14 protein-coding genes are annotated in these 18814 nt (G+C 48.8%); 5 read left to right on the forward strand and 9 right to left on the reverse strand.

The annotated features are described in order from the left end of the window. Positions 1-129 precede the first annotated feature (129 nt). Complete coding sequence (locus K0H59_RS00650; RefSeq protein WP_220054370.1) at positions 130-864, forward strand: DUF3800 domain-containing protein; 735 nt, start codon at positions 130-132, stop codon at positions 862-864. A 647-nt stretch (positions 865-1511) separates the two neighbouring features. Here the strand turns inward: K0H59_RS00650 and K0H59_RS00655 are convergent. Next, positions 1512-2288: a DUF4097 domain-containing protein gene (locus tag K0H59_RS00655; protein WP_220054371.1), complete on the reverse strand. Its 777-nt coding sequence runs from the start codon at positions 2286-2288 to the stop codon at positions 1512-1514. A gap of 270 nt (positions 2289-2558) precedes the next feature. Between K0H59_RS00655 and K0H59_RS00660 the strand changes: the two genes are divergently transcribed. After that, positions 2559-3326: a bifunctional 2-polyprenyl-6-hydroxyphenol methylase/3-demethylubiquinol 3-O-methyltransferase UbiG gene (locus tag K0H59_RS00660; RefSeq protein WP_088213073.1), complete on the forward strand. Its 768-nt coding sequence runs from the start codon at positions 2559-2561 to the stop codon at positions 3324-3326. 24 nt (positions 3327-3350) lie between these two features. Here K0H59_RS00660 and K0H59_RS00665 read toward each other — a convergent pair whose 3' ends face one another. From K0H59_RS00665 to K0H59_RS00675, 3 genes are all read right to left on the reverse strand, one after another. Further along, the gene (locus tag K0H59_RS00665) at positions 3351-5330 is read right to left on the reverse strand and encodes a M14 family metallopeptidase (RefSeq protein WP_220054372.1); all 1980 of its coding nucleotides are present in this window, start codon (positions 5328-5330) and stop codon (positions 3351-3353) included. A gap of 131 nt (positions 5331-5461) precedes the next feature. Further along, positions 5462-6580 carry an FUSC family protein gene (locus K0H59_RS00670; protein ID WP_220054373.1) on the reverse strand — a complete coding sequence of 373 codons (1119 nt, stop codon included), beginning with the start codon at positions 6578-6580 and terminating at the stop codon, positions 5462-5464. Between the two features lie 263 nt (positions 6581-6843). Next, the gene (locus K0H59_RS00675) at positions 6844-8073 is read right to left on the reverse strand and encodes a dicarboxylate/amino acid:cation symporter (protein ID WP_220054374.1); all 1230 of its coding nucleotides are present in this window, start codon (positions 8071-8073) and stop codon (positions 6844-6846) included. Positions 8074-8533: 460 nt separating this feature from the next. Here K0H59_RS00675 and K0H59_RS00680 point away from each other — a divergent pair, with 460 nt between their 5' ends. After that, entirely contained in the window at positions 8534-8890 is a 357-nt protein-coding gene (locus K0H59_RS00680) for a hypothetical protein (RefSeq protein WP_220054375.1), read from the forward strand. Between the two features lie 81 nt (positions 8891-8971). Here the strand turns inward: K0H59_RS00680 and K0H59_RS00685 are convergent, their stop codons facing one another. Further along, complete coding sequence (locus K0H59_RS00685; RefSeq protein ID WP_220054376.1) at positions 8972-10702, reverse strand: hypothetical protein; 1731 nt, start codon at positions 10700-10702, stop codon at positions 8972-8974. Between the two features lie 406 nt (positions 10703-11108). Here K0H59_RS00685 and K0H59_RS00690 point away from each other — a divergent pair, with 406 nt between their 5' ends. Next, entirely contained in the window at positions 11109-12572 is a 1464-nt protein-coding gene (locus K0H59_RS00690; protein WP_220054377.1) for an OmpA family protein, read from the forward strand. A 121-nt stretch (positions 12573-12693) separates the two neighbouring features. Here K0H59_RS00690 and K0H59_RS00695 read toward each other — a convergent pair whose 3' ends face one another. The 4 genes from K0H59_RS00695 to hslR all read right to left on the reverse strand — a co-directional run bounded on the left by K0H59_RS00695 (position 12694) and on the right by hslR (position 17630). Next, the gene (locus K0H59_RS00695; RefSeq protein WP_220054378.1) at positions 12694-14253 is read right to left on the reverse strand and encodes an AbgT family transporter; all 1560 of its coding nucleotides are present in this window, start codon (positions 14251-14253) and stop codon (positions 12694-12696) included. Between the two features lie 339 nt (positions 14254-14592). Next, positions 14593-16134, reverse strand: a complete 1542-nt coding sequence (locus K0H59_RS00700; RefSeq protein ID WP_011715419.1) for a phosphoenolpyruvate carboxykinase — start codon at positions 16132-16134, stop codon at positions 14593-14595. 200 nt (positions 16135-16334) lie between these two features. Continuing rightward, positions 16335-17195: an Hsp33 family molecular chaperone HslO gene (hslO, locus tag K0H59_RS00705; protein ID WP_220054379.1), complete on the reverse strand. Its 861-nt coding sequence runs from the start codon at positions 17193-17195 to the stop codon at positions 16335-16337. Between the two features lie 36 nt (positions 17196-17231). Further along, positions 17232-17630, reverse strand: a complete 399-nt coding sequence (hslR, locus tag K0H59_RS00710; RefSeq protein ID WP_088213082.1) for a ribosome-associated heat shock protein Hsp15 — start codon at positions 17628-17630, stop codon at positions 17232-17234. Between the two features lie 251 nt (positions 17631-17881). On the opposite strand from hslR, the gene gspC reads away from it, so the two are divergent. Then, positions 17882-18808 carry a type II secretion system protein GspC gene (gene gspC / locus K0H59_RS00715; RefSeq protein ID WP_088213084.1) on the forward strand — a complete coding sequence of 309 codons (927 nt, stop codon included), beginning with the start codon at positions 17882-17884 and terminating at the stop codon, positions 18806-18808. The last annotated feature ends 6 nt before the right edge of the window (positions 18809-18814 follow it).

The raw sequence follows: 18814 nt of genomic DNA on the forward strand, positions 1-18814 counted from the left end.
TTCCGATAGCATCATTCATACCAATTAACATGAGTGTGGCAGCGGCTAAGCCCGACAAGCGGGTTATGTTTTGCAAACAGCGTAATGCATAAATATAAGACCTTAGACCACAGAACTAAGAGTATCGGAATGCTATCTTTCGAACACGAAAATGGGAGCTATCATCTTCCAGATACAGCTCTTGTTGTTGGTATCGATGAAACTGGATGCGAGAATTATGCTGATAAGAATTTTCCGGTTTTCGGATTGGGTGGATGCGCTGTACTTGCTAGGGATTATTTCCGGTTTATAGAAGAACCATGGTCAATGATCAAAGACAGTTACTTCTCTGGGAGGAATAAACCGCTTCACGCTGCAGAGCTAAAGAATCCTTCAAAAGATCAATTATCTGCTCTAGAGTCCTTTTTTACGAATTCACCCATCTTCAGATTTGCAACTATGTCTGCAATCAGTTTTGAAAACGGAAGTGGCACTGATAACTTACACCTATTAGTGCAGTCTGTGATGCATCAAGTGTGCGAATTTGCATCGCTAACTAATCCGTCTGAAGTTGTATTTGTAATTGAAGATTCACAAAGAATTGGGAAGGCAACGCGTAGCTATTTCAGTGCTTATCAAATGAGCTCTGATAATGGGATTATTCCTAGAAAAGTTATGTATGCAACCAAGGATGTATGCTTGTCTCTTCTAGAGGTGGCTGACTTTGTTGTACATCCGGCAGGGGCTCAAGTTAGAAACCGAATCAAAGGTACTTTCCCCAAAAGTGGTCCAATCCGTAAAGATTTCGAAATAGTATTCTATAAAGCAGACCGTAGATTGTGCAGTTATCAGGAAATGCTAATTGCTCAGCCGACTGAGGTCTAAGAAAATCACCAATTTGATAGCTTTACTTTGTGCTCTAAGCGGCAAATAAGGCTGCGGTTATCAATAGATTTTCCCACTGTTGTAACTTCCTATCTGATTAAAATTCTAACATGCGCTAGGTTCCAGAAAGACGAGAGTTTATCGAGACACCCATTGTTAAATATTCTTACGGGAATGGTCGAGCTGGCAAAACTCTTGTGGGATTAACAGTCAGCACCGAGAAAACGTAAGGATAGGTATTACTCGACTATCAATGGTTGCACCAAACCCAGCATTGTTGCGCCAGTGACCTTCTAAAACATGGATGTTTTAGTAGAGCCTACAAGGACGTATCCACGGCGAGTCACTGGCGTAACAGTGCGAAAGCCTGCGGCAGGCAATTAGGGTATACAATAGCCAGAAGCCATGATGCCGCCTATTAGCCCCTCAAATCATGACCGAACCTACTGTTCAGAATTGAGACTGAGAAAGTCTCAGACACAAAAAAAGATGCCACTACAAGGGGTTAGTGGCATAAAGTGCATAAGAATGTCCATGGAACGGTAACGCAAAGGGGTGGGTAGAAGACTGACATTTGGTTGGGTACTGCAACATCAGTCTCTACGCCGGGAAGTTGGTCGAGCGGTAACGCTGTTAATCTAACGGGCTTAGTGTTTGCTTACTGGGCCATCGATTTTATCGAAGCTCACATCCCCTGAACCTGCCGAGAGAATCGTTAAGCCCTTAGTGTTCACCACATTGATATCGCCTGAGCCATCGTTGATGGTGACTGTGTTTTGCACATTGGCGACGTTGATTTCGCCAGAGCCGTCATCGATGGTGATGCTACCTTTAATATCATTGACTTGGATGCCGCCAGAGCCGTCGACAATCGCCAGATTACCGTTGACTTGGCTGACTTCAATCGCGCCAGAACCATCGTCGATGCTGACATTATTGCCGCCATGGATAACCAGTTCGCCCGAGCCATCCTTGACCTTGATATCCGCGGTCATCTTGTTGATCAAAATCGCACCCGAACCATCGTCAATATCCAGCGCTAATCCAGCGGGCACTTGTAACTTAAGGTCGATATAGGGTGAGTAATTGCTAAAGCTGCTATGGGATTCAAAGTCAGCCTTAAGCTGGGCTTTGTTGGCCTTTTTCTCAAGGGTGAGAATCACTTTGCTATCGTCATTGCTATAGATATCAGCCACTAACTTAATTTGGGTTAGGCCTTCGACACCGATAATTTCAAGGCTGCCTGCACCGGTTTCAGCGACGAGTTCTTGCAGGTCTTGAGCATCGAGGCTGAGTTCACGTTGCTGGTGGTCTAAATCCGGCATGCCGGCGGCGTTCACATTGATAATGCAGCCAGTGAGTGACACGCCAACGGTAAAGACGGCGACAAATCCGAGGGTGAATATAAAAGGGCGTAGTGACATTTTCTTCTTCCTTGTTATCGACACTCGACGAGCGACTGAGTGCTGAGCTATTAGCGATAAGCTTGATATCTCTCGTGAATGCACATCCTATGCCAATTTTAAAACGTATTAATAATCATGCAGATAAATTAAATGTGTCCGCTTGGGCGCAGGCGGACATGTCCGCTGAATGAGTGATTTTTCCCAAAGAGTGGTGAAATTAATCACTTATTCGGTTAGCGTGTGTCCATTCAGCCCGCGTGGCTAACAGCATAATCAGAAAGGATTCATATGGATTACTTAACGACCAATAAAATCGCTTGGGATGCCCGCACTCGGGTGCACTTAACCTCTGATTTTTATGATGTTGAAGGCTTTTTGAATGGCAACACCTCCTTAACGGAAATCGAATTAAATGAGCTTGCGGTAGCGGGTAAGAGCCTACTGCATCTGCAATGTCACTTTGGTTTAGATACCCTGTCGTGGGCGCGAATGGGCGCAAAAGTGATTGGGGTCGATTTATCCGAGGTGGCGATTGCTGAGGCGTGCAAGTTGGCGCAGCAGACGCAGTTGTCCGCCGAGTTTATCTGTAGCGATGTCTACAGCGTAGCGGGCAAGGTTGAGCCGCAAGATATTGTCTTTACCTCCTATGGCGCCATTGTATGGCTGCCGGATTTAACGCTTTGGGCGCAGACCATTGCGGCGTGTTTAAAGCCCGGCGGACAGTTTTATATGGCCGAATTTCATCCGGCGCAGCAGCTATTCGATGGGTATAGCTATTTTAATCGCGGTGAGCCAGATATAGAGCAGGAAGGGACCTATACCGAGAATGCCGGTGATGAGCAGCAGACCTTAATGTGCTGGTCGCATAGCTTGTCTGAGGTGATCAATGCCTTGTTGCAGGCGGGCTTAGTGTTGGAGTTCTTCCACGAATTTGCGTTTAGCCCCTATAACTGTTTCGCAGGGCTAGAGGCGCAAGCCGATGGCCGTTATGTGCTCACACACCAAGGGCAGCATGTGCCCTTGGTGTATAGCATTAGCGTGCGTAAGCCTGCTTAATCCTTGCCGTTTTTAACTGCGGGATTAACGGCTACGGTAGACCGGATATTTAAGATATTGATTATCGTAGTAAGGGCTGCGCTCATAGAACCAGCGTAAGCGTGCCTCGGGATCGGCGGCAAACTCTGGGTTTTCCAGCGCTTTGTTAAATGCGGCCTGTAGCTTTGGATCTTCCTTCAGCATTTTGGCGGCCAGCGGCTCTACGGCGTAGTCCTCAATGTATTCAGTACGAGTAAAGATAGGGTTGAAGAAGCCCCATTGCAGTAACGAGTCCGGTGATTGTGGCTCGAGCAGTAAAATCGCCAGATCGCCTAAGGGTTGATCTGTGCTGATTTTCACTGTGCCCGCAGGCAAGGTGGTGGTCAGTTTCGCCAGTGTCGAGTCGGCCTTCACTGTGAGTCGACCCTCGAACGCCTTGGTATTAAACACCGGATTGCTCAGGCTATATTGCTGCAATTTAAGCTCTGTTGGCTTGCTTAAACGCGTCATCCGAATGCCGTGTAGATTTAAGCGGTCGATCACTTGTGTCCACTGGGCGGGAATATAGTAAGCACTCGGGCGAGTGACTTTAATATCGGGCACGGTTTCGGCAATCACGGGTAAATTCGGGTACAGCTTAGGCTCGCCCGTCCAACGCACAACCTCGGTGCCGCTAATCGTACTCTGCTCTAACTTGTAATCTATGCCTTTAAAATCCCAGCCTTTAGCCAGTGGCGCCGATTTCCACGTTAAGGTGATCAGTGGCGAGGCGCGGTATTTATCCTCTTGAATCGCACTCTTTAACTTGGTCGCTTGGTCGCCGACGGTTTTTAGGGTTTGCTCTAGCATCACATAAGTGCCAAGTACGCGCTGCTTAAAGGGTTTTAAGCTGTGGTTCTCAATCAAAATAGTCGGTAGATGGCGGGCATCACCATAACCATTAGAGAAGCGTGGGCTAGGGTTCCACAGTGACATGCCTTTAGTGATATCGGTATTGTCGACGGCGAAAATCAGCGGACCTGGGATATGGCCCTGGGCGCTTAGCGCAGCTTCTACCGCTGGGCGGTAGCTATTTTCGAGCCAGCGGAAACTGGCAGGACTCAAGCCTTGGGCGAGGTTGTAGCCGAAGGTGATGTCGTATTGGTAGTCGATACCGTCGGTGACATGCACATCGATATACAGATCCGGTTGCCACACATTAATCGCCCGCAGCATATGCTGCATTTCTAGGGTATCGGCCTTGGCGTAGTCGCGGTTCAGGTTGAGGTTATTGGCATTGGTGCGCCAACCCATATTGACCGGACCGCGTTGATTTACGCGGTTAAATTCGCCGCTGCGCTCATGGGCATCGACGCTAAACATAGGCACAAACAGCAAGTTAGCCTTTTCGAGCAGGTCGCTTTTATCGCCTTTGACTATATCCCGTAGCAGCATCATGCCGGCGTCTTTACCGTCGATTTCGCCCGCGTGGATCCCGGCCTGCACCAGAATCGTCGGCTTAGTGTTTTGCTTTAGTCGTGCCGATTCGTTAATGCCTTCACTGCTGGCGACATACATCCAAATGTCGCGCCCTTGAGGGCTCTTGCCTAGGCTGACTTTCTGCAATTGGGTGGTTTCGGCCGCTAATCGGTCGAGCCAAGTGATGGTGTCGTCATAGCTTGGGCTTTCGGTGCCGTTGCTTTGCTCGAAGGGCGTCGCCCATTCGTTATCGGCGCTGAGTAACAACGACTCACTGGCACCGTGCCACGTGATGCTCGGCGGTAGAATGGCATCATTCACAAAGGTGTTGGCGCGAGTCGGTGTCGCTGTCACTGCTGCTTCGGGAGCAGCTTCTGTTGCGGGCAAAACGCTGCTGTCGGCACTGGTGTCAACCGTGTCAGTTTTAGCGGCCTCAGCGTTGGCAGCTCCAGTAGTCACTTCAGGCTGCGCGACTTCGGCATTCGCGGCAACGGCTAATTGGGCGGTGAATAGTGAACCCGCCGATAAGCAGGCAATGGCGATAACGGAAGGGGAAAACAAGCGCATGAAAACAGTCCACACATCGAATTTTTATTAGGGCGGTATCTTTTCATTAAGCCCCTGCGAGTGCAAGGGTTGCCAAGGGTTTATCTTGATCTGACTGAGTGATTTTCGCTGCCATTCCCCGTGGTAATAGCCTATGAAGGCTTGGCGGTTTTATGTAACACGGTTTGTCCGCTATAGGCGATTTCGATAATCTCGATATCGGCGTAGAGCGCTTCGACGGCGATGGCGAGTTGATAGATAAGCCAGCCGTATCCCGTGAGGGCAAATCCCTGCGCAACTTCATTGGCTAAAGGGGCCGAATTTGGCGTCTGGGCGGCCAAGCTAAGTTGTAATCTGTGTTGCAACTCTTGCTCTAATGCATTTGGTAGTGTGGGCAATGTGGCTGTTTTGCCTGCAACAAATTCACTCAGCCTGTGAAGATAAGCCGTAAGCTCGGCGGCGACTTTGTTGATTTGGTGATATGCCTCTTTGTCGGCCTCCTGCCAACGACTCAAAGGTAATAATTCGAGCAGAGTGATCAGCCGCACCTGTTTATTAACTAATTCTGCCAGCAGCACTTTATGTTTTTTCAGGGTTTGGCTTTCCCACTCGAGGGAGAAAAACAATTTCTTCTGGGTTAATACCGCCTTCATCGCCGCTTCGAGTTCGGCGCGAAAATCTAAATCATGGTTGGCGGGGGCCTGTAAGTGTTGGGTCAGCACTTTGGCCATATTGTCGATGGCATTGGCAAGCTGGCTGCGCCAGTCCTGTTTGGCTTTAATCGGGAAGATAAACAGCGACACCAGAATGGCGATAACACAACCGAGCAGAATATTCGCCGTGCGCCAGAGCGCCTCTGAGGTGTCGTGGTTCGCATCGCCCACTACGATAATAATGGTGAATCCCGCCACCAGATAGGCATAGCTGTATCGCCCCGCCGAGATAAAACAGATCAGCGTCACCCCTAAGATCAGCAGCCCCATAATCAGCCAATAACTGTCGATAGTGGCCACTAACATCACGCCATAAGCCGACCCTAAACAAGTGCCTACCGCCCGTTGCAGGGACTTTTCAATCGCGCCGCCCACCTGCGGCAGACTCATCATAATGATCACTATGGTCACCATGCTCCAAATAAAATGCGGCGGCGACCAAATGGCGTTAATGGTGACGGCAATTAGCTGGGCGAGGCCGAGTTTAAGGGCGTGAATGGCACGGAAATGACGATAGATAAAGTCGGCAAAAGGGCTTGCAGGGGCAAAAACGGACATAATGCAACACTCCTTTGGACTGATGGTAGCCAAGCCATTATCGCAGAAAGGCACCGTACTCGTGTGGCTCGGCAGATAAAGAAATACAAATTGCGAGGCGGCACCGTTTGAGCTTAGCCCAAGGCGTCGCCAAGATCACATTAATCTGCATTAAGTGATACAAAATCAGTGGGATAAGATGTGGTATCTCGAAGTTTAAACCATAAAAAAGGCTTGAATAAGCAAGCCTATTCAAGCCTTGGTATATCAATGTATTCGCACAGTTAGTTCGAGCTTGGCTCTGCGGTGTACTTATCCATAATCACGGCGCAGGCGGCATCACCTGTGATGTTGAGCGCGGTGCGGATCATGTCAAACACCCGGTCGAGGGCGAATAACAATGGTAAACCGTCAATGGGAATACCGGCGGCCAGTAGCACAGCAACCACTAAAAACGATGGACCAGGCACACCCGCTTGGCCAATGGCGCCTAAGGTTGAGGTAAAGATAATCGCGGCATAGGCGGTCATCGACAGATCGACGTTGTACATTTGCGCGAAGAACATGGCGACTAAACCATAATAAATCGCGTTGCCGCTCATATTGATGGTGGCGCCTAAAGGCAGCACAAAGGCGGTGGTGGCCTTAGAAACCTTAAGATCTTCTTCGCAGGTTTCCATATTCACCGGCAGCGTTGCCATGGATGAAGCCGTCGACAGTGCCATCACCTGAGGTTTTTTCATCGCCGAAATAAATTGGCGTGCCGATACCTTAGAAAACAGCTGTACCACTAAGGGGAAGAACACAAAACCGTAAATCAGAATCGCGGCCACAAACACGGCAAACAACTTAAACACCACTTCTAAGGCATCGAAACCGAAGGTGCCGACGGAATCGGCCATCAAGCCAAATACCCCAATGGGCGCAATCACCATCACACAGTTGATCATCCACACAAAGGCGTCGACGACGGTATTTAACGCCGCCATGATGGGCTTAGCGCCATCGCCTTTGACCTTGGTAAGCGCGATCCCGAAAAATATACTAAACACCAGAATTTGAAGGATATTCCCGCCAGTCAGCGATTCGAACACATTGGTTGGGATCATGCCAATAAAGGTGTCCATGACCCCAGGCAGTGCGCCATGCTCGGCAGTTACTTCCATCAGGCCGCTACTGCTATGGGCGGTAAAGTCGACACCCGCGCCGGGGGTAAACATATTGCCCATGACTAATGCCAAGGCCACGGCAATCCCCGAGGTGACAATAAAGAAACCGAAGGTGCCGACACCAATCTTACCCGCCGAGGGGCTATCGCCTAAGCTGGCGGCGCCGCTGATGATAGACACCAGTACCAGTGGGATCACTAGCATTTTAATTAAATGGATAAAGATGGTGCCCAGTGGGGCGAAGATGCTCGCACTTTCACCCATGGTAAAACCAACCAGTGCGCCAATCATCATGGCAATAACCACTTGCACACCAATGTTGCCTAATAAACTCTTGCTCTTCATTTTTGCGAAACTCCCCAGTTACCGCGGCATTTTGTGTCTTAAGACTAGTTATCTATTTACAGGCTTGCCCTCGCTTTTGGCGTAAAAGCTCAGCCCTGACACGTTTTTTGGGCGCCTAAGGTACCACAGTTGGCGTAGCGGGTTTTGTGAAACATCACCAAGCTTGGTTTGAAAATAACCAAAATCTAAATAACGCTAAGGCTAAATGTGTAATATTTAAAAATTAACGCCATAAAATGATGTTTGTTTAATTTTGACTTGGGTTTTGTCCATCGAATTGATGAATTGTGATTTTGGCTTTGATGGACGCAGATATCCTCTCGTATTCTTGGGGCGGGCTGAGTCGCGAGAACTCCCATCTCTTACTTATATGCATCTTGAGGGTGGTGAATAGCCTCTATGACCATGCAACTTAGTGACTCACTCGGTTTTACTATGACAACGCCATTTCGAGGACATTATGAATATCACTTCATTCTTTGGTCAGCCCGAGTCGTTACAGCGCTGGATAAGAAAGTGTATCGAACAACCCGGATTAAGTTATTGGCTGGTTTATCAAGATCTGGAACAAGGTGAATCCCTACAGCTGACCACATTATTGTTCCCGATAGTGGCCGATATGAGAGACCTATCAGATGCCGAAATCGATGCCTTTGAGGATGGCTTGGGCCACAGTGACTATGGTTATCTGCTAAACACGGATCAAATCGAGGATGTGATTGATAATCTTAAGCAGCAAAAAGCTCAGCCCAGTGAACAGGAACTGCTTGAAGCGATTATCTTTTACTATGAGCGAGATGCGTTTATCAGCCTCTGATGGGCTCTTTGCGGAGCGTCGCGACTTAAGTTGAGATAAGCGCCCCGAGGAATCAACTCAGGGGCGCGGAGGAATTAAGGTTTATTTTGCTAGCGATTTAAAGTGGTTGTACAGGGTATTGCTGAAGCTTTGGTCGTAGGTAAAGCGATATAACTGTTTATTGTCAGTCGTATCAAATGCCGTGTTTAGCTCAACTTCAGTCAGCAAGTTTGAGGTCACAAGGTAGTAGCGAGGTTGCACCATCTGGCTCGCAATCGGATCCTCCACAATTTCAGTGATAGTTAGCAGCTTGCCGCCGTTCGGGCTGGTGCTAATGCTCCATTCATGTTGGCTTTCAGGCTGACCGAAGCTATCGAGAATGGTGAATTTATTCGTTGAGTCCTCAACGTAACTCTCGGGGTAAGCGAAGGGCCACAATAGCTCCACGATCACGCTAGAGGAAAGCTCGCTCGCGGTTTCAACGCCCGTTTCATAGGTGATGGGATCTTCTGCGCGGCAAAGCACATCAGCCGTTTGTTTTATATCCATGCGATAGATTTGCGAAGGCCAACTGAGTGACGCCAGCTTAAGGTCGCTCGGGAGATTTACCAGCAAATCCTGCCAGTCGGCTGCCGTGTTCTGATACTTATGGAAATTCATTTCGACAGGGATTTCAGTGCCAGCATACACGGTCTTTATTTTGTTACCTTCAATCACAGGTTCTTTAAGGACGTACCCTTGGTCGTTACGCGAGGCATTGATCCATTTTTTCATCGGCTCATTCCAGCATTCGGTAGGGACCTCCTCTCCAGACGAGTTGTCGAAGATCATCACAGCGTCACCTGAAAATACCCCAGTAAGAGTTTGGTCAGCAGTACCATAATCTAAGTTGACAAAATGGCTGTTGCGAACGGTGGCGATATTGAGCACATGAGATGCGTCGGTATGATTGAGCATGCTGCTAAACACTGTATCCCAGTCAGTGCTGTTCATCGCCTTACCATCAACCGGCGCTTCCATATAACCGAAGGACACTAAGGTGCTCTCCACCTTATTGGTAACGGCAACAGGATTGGTTTGCAGATAAGCCTCAGTGCCAAAGCCGTACCCTAGGATTAAATTCTCGAAGGCTTCAAATGCGGCGATTAACACTTCGATAGCCGCCAAAATTTCCACTGTGCGCTCATTGGTGAGGTTTAGCAGGTAATCGTGTAACAGCAGGGTGTCGAGAAATGTGGGTTGCAGGGTGATTTCGGGCGAAAGACTAAATAAATCGGCTTCGACTTGTTTAAATCCAGTGGCGTATAAGGATTTGAGTTTGGCGCGGAACTCAATCACTTGCTGTGGCGTTAAGTCGGCCTCAATCATCTTGCGATAGCGTGAAAACTCAATATTAGTCAGCGCGTTGATATGACCCGCATGATCGGGCAGGGCAACGATATTCATGCCGCCAGTGGTGGCACTGGTGTTAGCTGCGGCAGAGCTCACCGTCAATGCTGAGCGTGCAGATGAAGGCGCGGTATCAATCCAGTCGGCCAGCAGGTAATAGTTAGGTTTTTCGGTCGCGCTTTTCCAATCGATTTGATACTTACCGTCAGTGCCCGTAGTGGTGCTCGGTTCACCCTCTGAGCAGCTTAAGTCTTGGTTGAGATCCACGCACACGTTGGCCCCGGCGATAGCGCCGATATAAGTGACCTGACCTGTGACTTTATGTGTGTATTCCGTGGGTGGCGTCGGTTCTGGCGTCGTGGTGTCATCTTTATCGTCTGAGCCAGAACAAGCCGTCAGCAAACTGGTGGCGATCAGCAAAGAGAGCAGTTTAGGTTTAAACATCTTGTGTCCTTACATCAATTCGGCAATTTCCATTGCACTGAGTTAGCGCGGAGTCATCTGATAACGTCGAGTATTCAACGTGTTGCAGTGTTATTTGTGGCCAAGCCAAATAGCATGAGCCAAGGTGACTAAGAAGGGCGTGAGTATCGGTCTGAGTGGATAAAAATCGACGCCGCTTGTGATAAAACATGCGGCTTGATGTGAAATCCCTTTCACGACAACGTTTGGCTTCCTTCCGGTCAAAATGCGGCTGTTTTTAAATCAGTCTGCATTTTCGACAGCTATTTTTGCCTGTACAACCCATCGCCTCAATCACGCTAAAGTATTAACTTGTTTCATATTTGTTATTGTGCAACCCGTTTAGTGTTACTTTTCGCAGCAGTATTTCTATGGAGGGTAAATATTGATGCGTGTTTCTAAGCGGAGTTATTTAGCGGGGTTATTGGCTATGTCGACGAGCCTGTTGCCCTTGTTGTTAATGGCGGCGGATGAGGGATTATTTACGCCTTTCCCGACGGCGAAATTAAAGGATGAATTGACGCGCCATTATGCTGAATATCCCTTTATTATCAGCGCGGGTGAACAAAGAGCTGACTATCGTTTTAAGCCTATCTTCGGTCAGGTCCATCAGCAAAAATACAAATTAGCGCCCGAATATAACCCTGCGCATATTCTCGATAATTACCGTGAGCAGATTAAAAAGCTTGGTGGCGAAGTCCTATTCGAGTGTCTGCTTGAGGCCTGTGGTGATTCTCGCCTATTGCAAGAGAAAATTGCCCTGTTGGATGGCGTTATTGGTGTTGAAAGTGGTTACTTGTTTGCTCGAGTGAAGAATGAGCAAAAAGAGTTTTATACCGCCATACAAGCCGCAAATCTGAAGAGTTCCGCGGGTATTCATATTACGACGCTCGAGGTGATCCCCGAGCCGTTAGATTTAGTCACAGTTAATGCCGCATTTTTACAGCAAGCGCCTAAGCAAATCGAGTTTAAAGACAATCAAAAGAAGGATACGAATGGCGCCGAGGATCATCCGCTTATCAGCCGCTTAAAGGGAAGCTATATCCAGGACTTTAAACGCCAAGGCTTTGCCAGCACTGCCTTTGTGTCGTCAATGGATGCAAGCAATAAGCCTGTGCTGGTGGAGCGTGCGGGTAAGTTGACTCAAAATGGCTATTCAATACCAAAGGAATATTCGGGTTACGAGGTGTTCACTAACTATAAGGTGGCATTAACTAAACTCGGATTCGAGATGCAATTTGAGTGTCAGGGAAAGGCCTGTGGTAGGGAGGATAGGTTTATCAAAGCCATCGATTCTCTAGTGAATATCGGTAACGAAGACAGCCAGTTTTATGCTTGGTATACCTTAACGCGCCCCGAGGGGAATGTGCATGTGAGCACTTATACCATAGGTTATATCGGCGGGTTATGGACCGACTTGCGGGTGTTAGAGGAGACTGAGCTTAAGGATGATCGCGTGGGGATCAATCTTGAGGCGCTGACCGACCAAATCGAAGCCAAGGGGCATGTTGCCTTAGAAGGGCTGTTATTTGAGTACGATAGCGACACGTTATTGCCCGAGGCGCAGCCCGTTGTCGAGGTGCTTGCGAGTTACTTAAAGGCAAATCCTAAGCGTGCATTTTATGTGGTGGGTCATACCGATGACAAAGGTAATCAAGCCTATAACCAAGGTCTATCCCAACGCCGCGCGGTGGCGATTGTGAAGTTATTGACCACGAGTCATGGTATTCAAACTCAACAATTGGAAGCCGTAGGCATAGGTGAACATGCTCCCGTTGCTAGCAACAGTGATGAGGCGGGGCAGCAGCAGAATCGCCGTGTCGAGTTAGTATTAAGATCGGACACTAAATAAGCTCAATCGTTTGATATCAATAGATATAAAAATGGCGTCAGCTCTTATCGAGTTGGCGCCATTTTTGTTTATCTGTGATAGCTCTTTCGATGAGCTCAGCCAAGCGATATTTATACTAAGGCTAAGATAGTGCGGGGAAGGTTAGCGAGCTGCCAATTCCTAATGGCAGACCTAGGGCCCAGTAAGCCAATAAGAAACCGCTCCAAAGCAGGAGAAAACTGATTGAAAACGGCAACATCAGTGCCACTAGAGTGCCTATGCCCGATTCCTTAACGTATTTTTGGCAAAACACCACTATCAACGGAAAATAAGGCATCAGCGGGGTAATGATATTGGTCGACGAGTCGCCCACGCGGTAAGCGGCTTGAGTCAGATCGGGCGATACGCCCAGCTCCATTAACATGGGCACCATGATGGCACCAATCAAGGCCCATTTGGCCGACGCCGAGCCGACTAATAGATTGACGAACGCCGTGAGAAACACAATTCCCACCAAAGTCACACCCATAGGAAGGGCCAATTCTTTCAACGCCAACGCGCCTTTAATCGCCATTAATGCGCCTAAATTGGATTGACCGAAGGCGTAAATAAACTGGGCGCAGAAGAAGGCCATGACGATGTAATAACCCATGCCGCTCATGGACTTACTCATGCCTTGAATAATGGCCCTGTGGTTATTCGCCGTGCCCGCAACATAGCCATAGACTATGCCTGGCACGAGGAAGAACACAAAAATAATCGCCACAATGGAGCGCATTAAGGGAGCCGAGGCACTGGTTAGCGCGCCATCGGTACCACGCCAGGCAGAGTTGTCACCATAGGCGGTAAACACTAGCCCTAAGGCACATAACAACATGGCGCCCATGGCGAATTTGAGACCTCGGCGCTCATGGGGCGCCAGCTCATCAAGCGTTGGGAGTGTGCTGGGATCGCCATTCACCGCCGTGTTTTTTAGGCGCGGCTCAATCACTTTATCCGTTAAGAACCAGCCAACTAATATAATTAACACGGCTGAAGCCGACGTAAAGAAGATATTATTCAGTGGGTTAATTGTTAATGTGGCGGCGGCTGGGTCGGCCGATAATCTTGCTGCTGCCTGAGTTAAGCCCGCTAACATAGGGTCAAGGCTCGATGGCACACCCACGGTCGCAGAAAAACCGCCTGATACGCCTGCAAAAGCGGCGGCAATACCGGCTAGGGGATGACGACCCGCGGCATAGAAGATCACCGCGCCGAGCGGGATAACCAGTACATAACCCGCATCAACCGCGACATGGCTGAGGATACCCACGGCGATCAATACCGGAGTGAGTAACATCTTGGGGGTAACAGATAAAATTGAGCGCAGCCCGGCATTAATAAAGCCGGTATGCTCAGCCACGCCAAGACCCAGCATAGCAACCAGCACGACACCGAGCGGCGGAAAAGTCACAAAGGTGGAGACTATTGTCGAGGTAAAGGCTGTCAGTGCACCGCCTTCGAGCATATTCACGACTTGAATGGGGTTGCCAGTTCGAGGGTCGATTTCATCAAAACTGACACCCGATAATCCCCAGGAGATCAGCCAGACTAAGCCCAGAAACATCGCAAATAACACCGCCGGATCGGGCAGTTTATTGCCGACGACTTCGACGCCATTGAGAAATCGCTGGAATCCAGTGACAGGTTTATGGTTTTCCATTTGGGTGTCGCTTCCTAAAAATTGATGATTGTTATCGATGATTATAAAAACGCAGCATTAATTTAAGCTTGGTTTAACTAATCGATAAGAAATAAAACACATAAAAATCTACCGCAGTGACTTTAGTGCGTTTAAGGCTTTCGACAGAGCGCCACTATGCCTTCAAGCCTTCGCCTTGTCTAAAGCCCGTTTAACTCCCGCTGAATGAACAGATATTTAATACGATTGGTATTAGTCATCAAATCAACAGGCAAATAAAAAGCGCGGGTTCATCGCTGACCCCGCGCTTTTTTACTCAACAATGTGTTTGATTACATTATCTAAATGAATTCGCTACGCTTATGCCTTTGGGCCAGCGTTACGGATGGCATCTGACACTTGGTACTTAGCGAAGTTCTTGGTGAAGGCTTCGGCCAGTTTTTGGGCGTATTCGGCGTACAGAGCCTTATCGCTCCAAGTGTTTACTGGGTTGAGTAGGTTAGTGTCTACACCTGGTACCGCCACTGGCACGGCCAGATTCAGCGTCTCTAAGTGTACGGTTTCGACGTTTTTCAGTTCACCGCTGACAATCGCATCGACAATGGCGCGCGTCGTTGGGATGTCGAAACGTTTACCAATACCGTGTGGGCCACCAGTCCAGCCAGTGTTCACTAAGTACACTTGGCTACCAAATGACTCGATGCGCTTCATCAGCAGCTCAGCATACACGCCCGCAGGACGTGGGAAGAAAGGTGCGCCGAAGCAGGTCGAGAAGGTGGACTGAATCGCAGAAGTTGAACCGATTTCAGTCGAACCGACTTTAGCTGTGTAACCCGAGAGGAAGTGGTAAGCCGCTTGCTCTTTGCTCAGGATAGAAACTGGTGGTAATACGCCAGACACGTCGCAGGTTAAGAACACCACAGCGTGCGGCTCGGCGCCACGGTTGTCTTCTTTACGCTGAGCGATATGCTCGAGTGGGTAAGCCGCACGGGTGTTTTCCGTCAGGCTGCTGTCTTTGTAGTTAGGCACGCGGTGCTCGTCCATTACCACGTTTTCCAGCACTGTACCGAAGCGAATCGCATCCCAAATCACTGGCTCGTTCTTTTGGCTCAGGTCGATACACTTGGCGTAGCAGCCGCCTTCGATGTTGAATACGCCGCCAGGTGCCCAGCCGTGCTCATCGTCACCGATCAGGAAGCGTTTTGGATCCGCAGACAGGGTGGTTTTACCCGTGCCTGACAGACCGAAGAATAGGGTGGTGTCGCCGTCTTTACCTACGTTAGCCGAGCAGTGCATTGGCAATACGCCTTGGGCTGGCAGCAGGAAGTTTTGTACAGAGAACATCGACTTCTTCATTTCGCCAGCGTATTTCAGGCCCGCTAGCAACACTTTGCGCTCGGCAAAGTTTAAGATCACCGCCGCATCTGAATTGGTGCCATCACGCTCAGGTACACAGACGAAGTCTGGCGCGTTGATGATTTGCCATACAGGCTTGTCTTGACGGTTAAATTCTTCTGGGATGATAAAAAGGTTGCGGGCGAACAGTTGGTGCCAAGCGTATTGAGTCGTCACACGCACTGGCTGGTAATGTTCTGGATCTGCACCGACTTCGAGGTCAGATACAAACAACTCTTTATCGGCGAGGAATGCTTCTACGCGCGCCCATAATCCTTCAAAAGCACCGGGTTCAAATGCTTGGTTGACGGGGCCCCATTCGATGTCAGCCGCTGAGCTGTCTTCTTTTACGATAAAACGATCGCCAGGAGAGCGACCGGTACGGGTACCTGTTTTAGCGACCAGTGCGCCGTTTGCAGTCAATTCACCTTCGCCGCGTAGCAGGGCAAATTCGACCAGTTGTGCTGTTGAGGGGTTGTAATGAACGCGGTTTAATCCATCCGCCATAGTGAGGTCTCCATTGACTTGTATTTGTAAGGTTATTTTTTTATCGATCGTCTGCCGATTTGTTTTTATTTATCGCCCGAGGCGTGCTAGGGGACAAAGTGTGTCGATTGTATCCTATCCGCGGGTAAAGTGTGAGCTGGATCATTGAGGCGGTACAAAAAAGGGCACCCTAAGGTGCCCTTTTAACAGTCAATTTTGACTTACTGCTGGGTATTTGAAGCCGTGCCGTTGGCATAAATTGCTGCGATATCAATGCCATCGAATACGTATTTGGCATTGCAGTATTCACAACCCATTTCGACCTTACCGTCTTCGGCCAGAATGGCTTCGACTTCGGCTTGATCAATGGTTTTGATCGCGGCTGCGCTGCGCTCACGTGAGCAAGTACACTTGAAGCTGACTTCGATAGGATCGAATAGTCGCACTTCTTCTTGGTGATATAAGCGGTGCAAGACGTCCTGCGCATCTAAGGTGAACAATTCTTCTGCCTTGATGGTCGCGGTCAGCTGACACAAATGCTCGAAGTCGGCATTGTGGTCTTCTTGGCTTGGCAATACTTGCAGGAACATACCCGCAGCTTGCTTACCGTCGGCAAATAACCAGAGTGCAGTAGGTAATTGCTCTGATTGGTTAAAGTAGTCTTCGACACAGGCGGCTAAGGTTGGCTTGTCGAGGGCGACCACGCCTTGGTAACGCTCGCCTTCATCTGGCGTCAGGGTGATAACCATATAACCTTGGCCAAACAGATCGGCGAGGCTAGCATTGTCGGCTAACTCGCCTTCCCAGCGGGCAATACCGCGTAATTGCTGCTGGTTATTTCCATTGATCACCGCCAGTGATACTGGGCCGTTGCCCTGCAGCTGCACGCTGATATCGCCACTGAATTTTAAGGTGGCAGTTAACAGAGACGTCGCCGCCAGCAATTCACCCAGCAGGATTTGCAACACGGGTGGATAAGCGTGTGAGCCAATCACCTGCTGATAGCTGTCTTGTAACTGTACGAGTTCACCACGCACATCGGCATTGTCGAACAGGTAGCGGTTTAAAATATCTTGTATCATCTTGTATCTCACTGTTAGGTAACTTTTACGTAATTCTTAGCATTCTTTAAAACGGATAAGTTGGCGTCGTTGCTTTTTATCCGGTTTATGGTCGGGCGCAGGATTATTGAGAATATTCAATCGTCTTGCTTCGGCGTTTACCGCACGCTTGGCTATACTGGCGGCCGTTTCTTCGTACAATTCCTGCGCAATCGATGCACTTTGGCGCATTTCAGATAATTTTTTTATGACGATCTCTTTATCGTCATATCCCTGTCGTATCTTAAGGACGGCACCTATCTCGGCATTCTTACTAGATTTGGTGCGAGCACCGTTGTAATGTACTTTGCCGCCGTTGATCATTTCTTTGGCAATGGCACGGGTTTTATAAAAACGTGCGGCCCATAACCACTTATCGAGTCGAACGCTGCCACTGTCGCTTACACTTTGCGTCATAGTGTCTCCAAGATAAAAGATCGATGAGTTCACATGCTGAACAATAAAATGCCTAAGCCGCATTGCTATTATGTTAAAGGGTGGTGCGCTTCACACCCTTTTGAGGCGGGCAAAGTTAGCATAAATGGCGAATTTTCGCCAATTGCAATACTGTTATGGGGTTGTTGCCAAATGCGGCCTAGGTTAGCATGTGGCGAACATTCTAATTTTTATAATCAGAACAGAGACCTGTATTGAGGGTCCACATAAATATGGATTTATTAGATAAAGTTATCGCTAAAGCTGCAGGTATCCCGCATAAGCCATTGAGTCAGGTTGTTTTCTGGTTTGGTTTTATTCTGTGTTTACTCTTAGCCGCGCAAATTACATGGAAACTCGTACCTAGTACTTCATCCCCAACGGCTTGGTCTCCTACGGCTGTCACCACGACAGGTAAAGGGGCTGGGCAAGTTGATCTGGCGGGATTACAGCAGCTTGCACTGTTTGGCAGAGCCGATGCCAAAACCGATAAACCGAAAGTGGAAGTGGTTGAGACTGTGACCGATGCGCCTAAGACGTCCCTCTCGATCCAATTAACGGGTGTGGTGGCCTCGACCGCCGATCAAAAAGGCCTCGCGATTATCGAGTCCAGCGGTAGTCAAGAAACCTACAGCCTAGGCGATAAGATCAAAGGCACTTCGGCTTCGTTAAAAGAAGTCTATGCCGACCGGATTATCATCACCAACGCGGGCCGTTACGAGACCTTAATGCTCGATGGTCTGGTTTACACCAGCCAAAGCCCAGCGAATCAGCAATTACAAAAGGCTAAGAGTGAAAAAGCCGAGGTGGTGAGCCGCGTGGATCAGCGCAAAAATGCTGAAATTTCCCAAGAGCTGGCCGAATCCCGCAGCGAACTCTTAGCCGATCCCAGCAAAATCACCGATTACATCGCGATTTCTCCCGTCAGACAGGGCGAAAGCGTCGTGGGCTACCGTTTAAACCCGGGTAAAGATGTGAACCTTTTTAAGCAAGCGGGCTTTAAACCCAATGACCTTGCGAAATCGATTAATGGATACGACCTGACTGTGATGAGTCAGGCGTTAGAAATGATGAGCCAATTGCCTGAGTTAACTGAAGTTTCCATTATGGTGGAACGGGAAGGACAATTGGTTGAAATCATGTTTAGTTTGCCGCAATAACACGCG

It is taken from the genome of Shewanella sp. FJAT-51649, from assembly GCF_019457435.1.
Classification (GTDB): Bacteria; Pseudomonadota; Gammaproteobacteria; order Enterobacterales; family Shewanellaceae; genus Shewanella; species Shewanella mangrovisoli.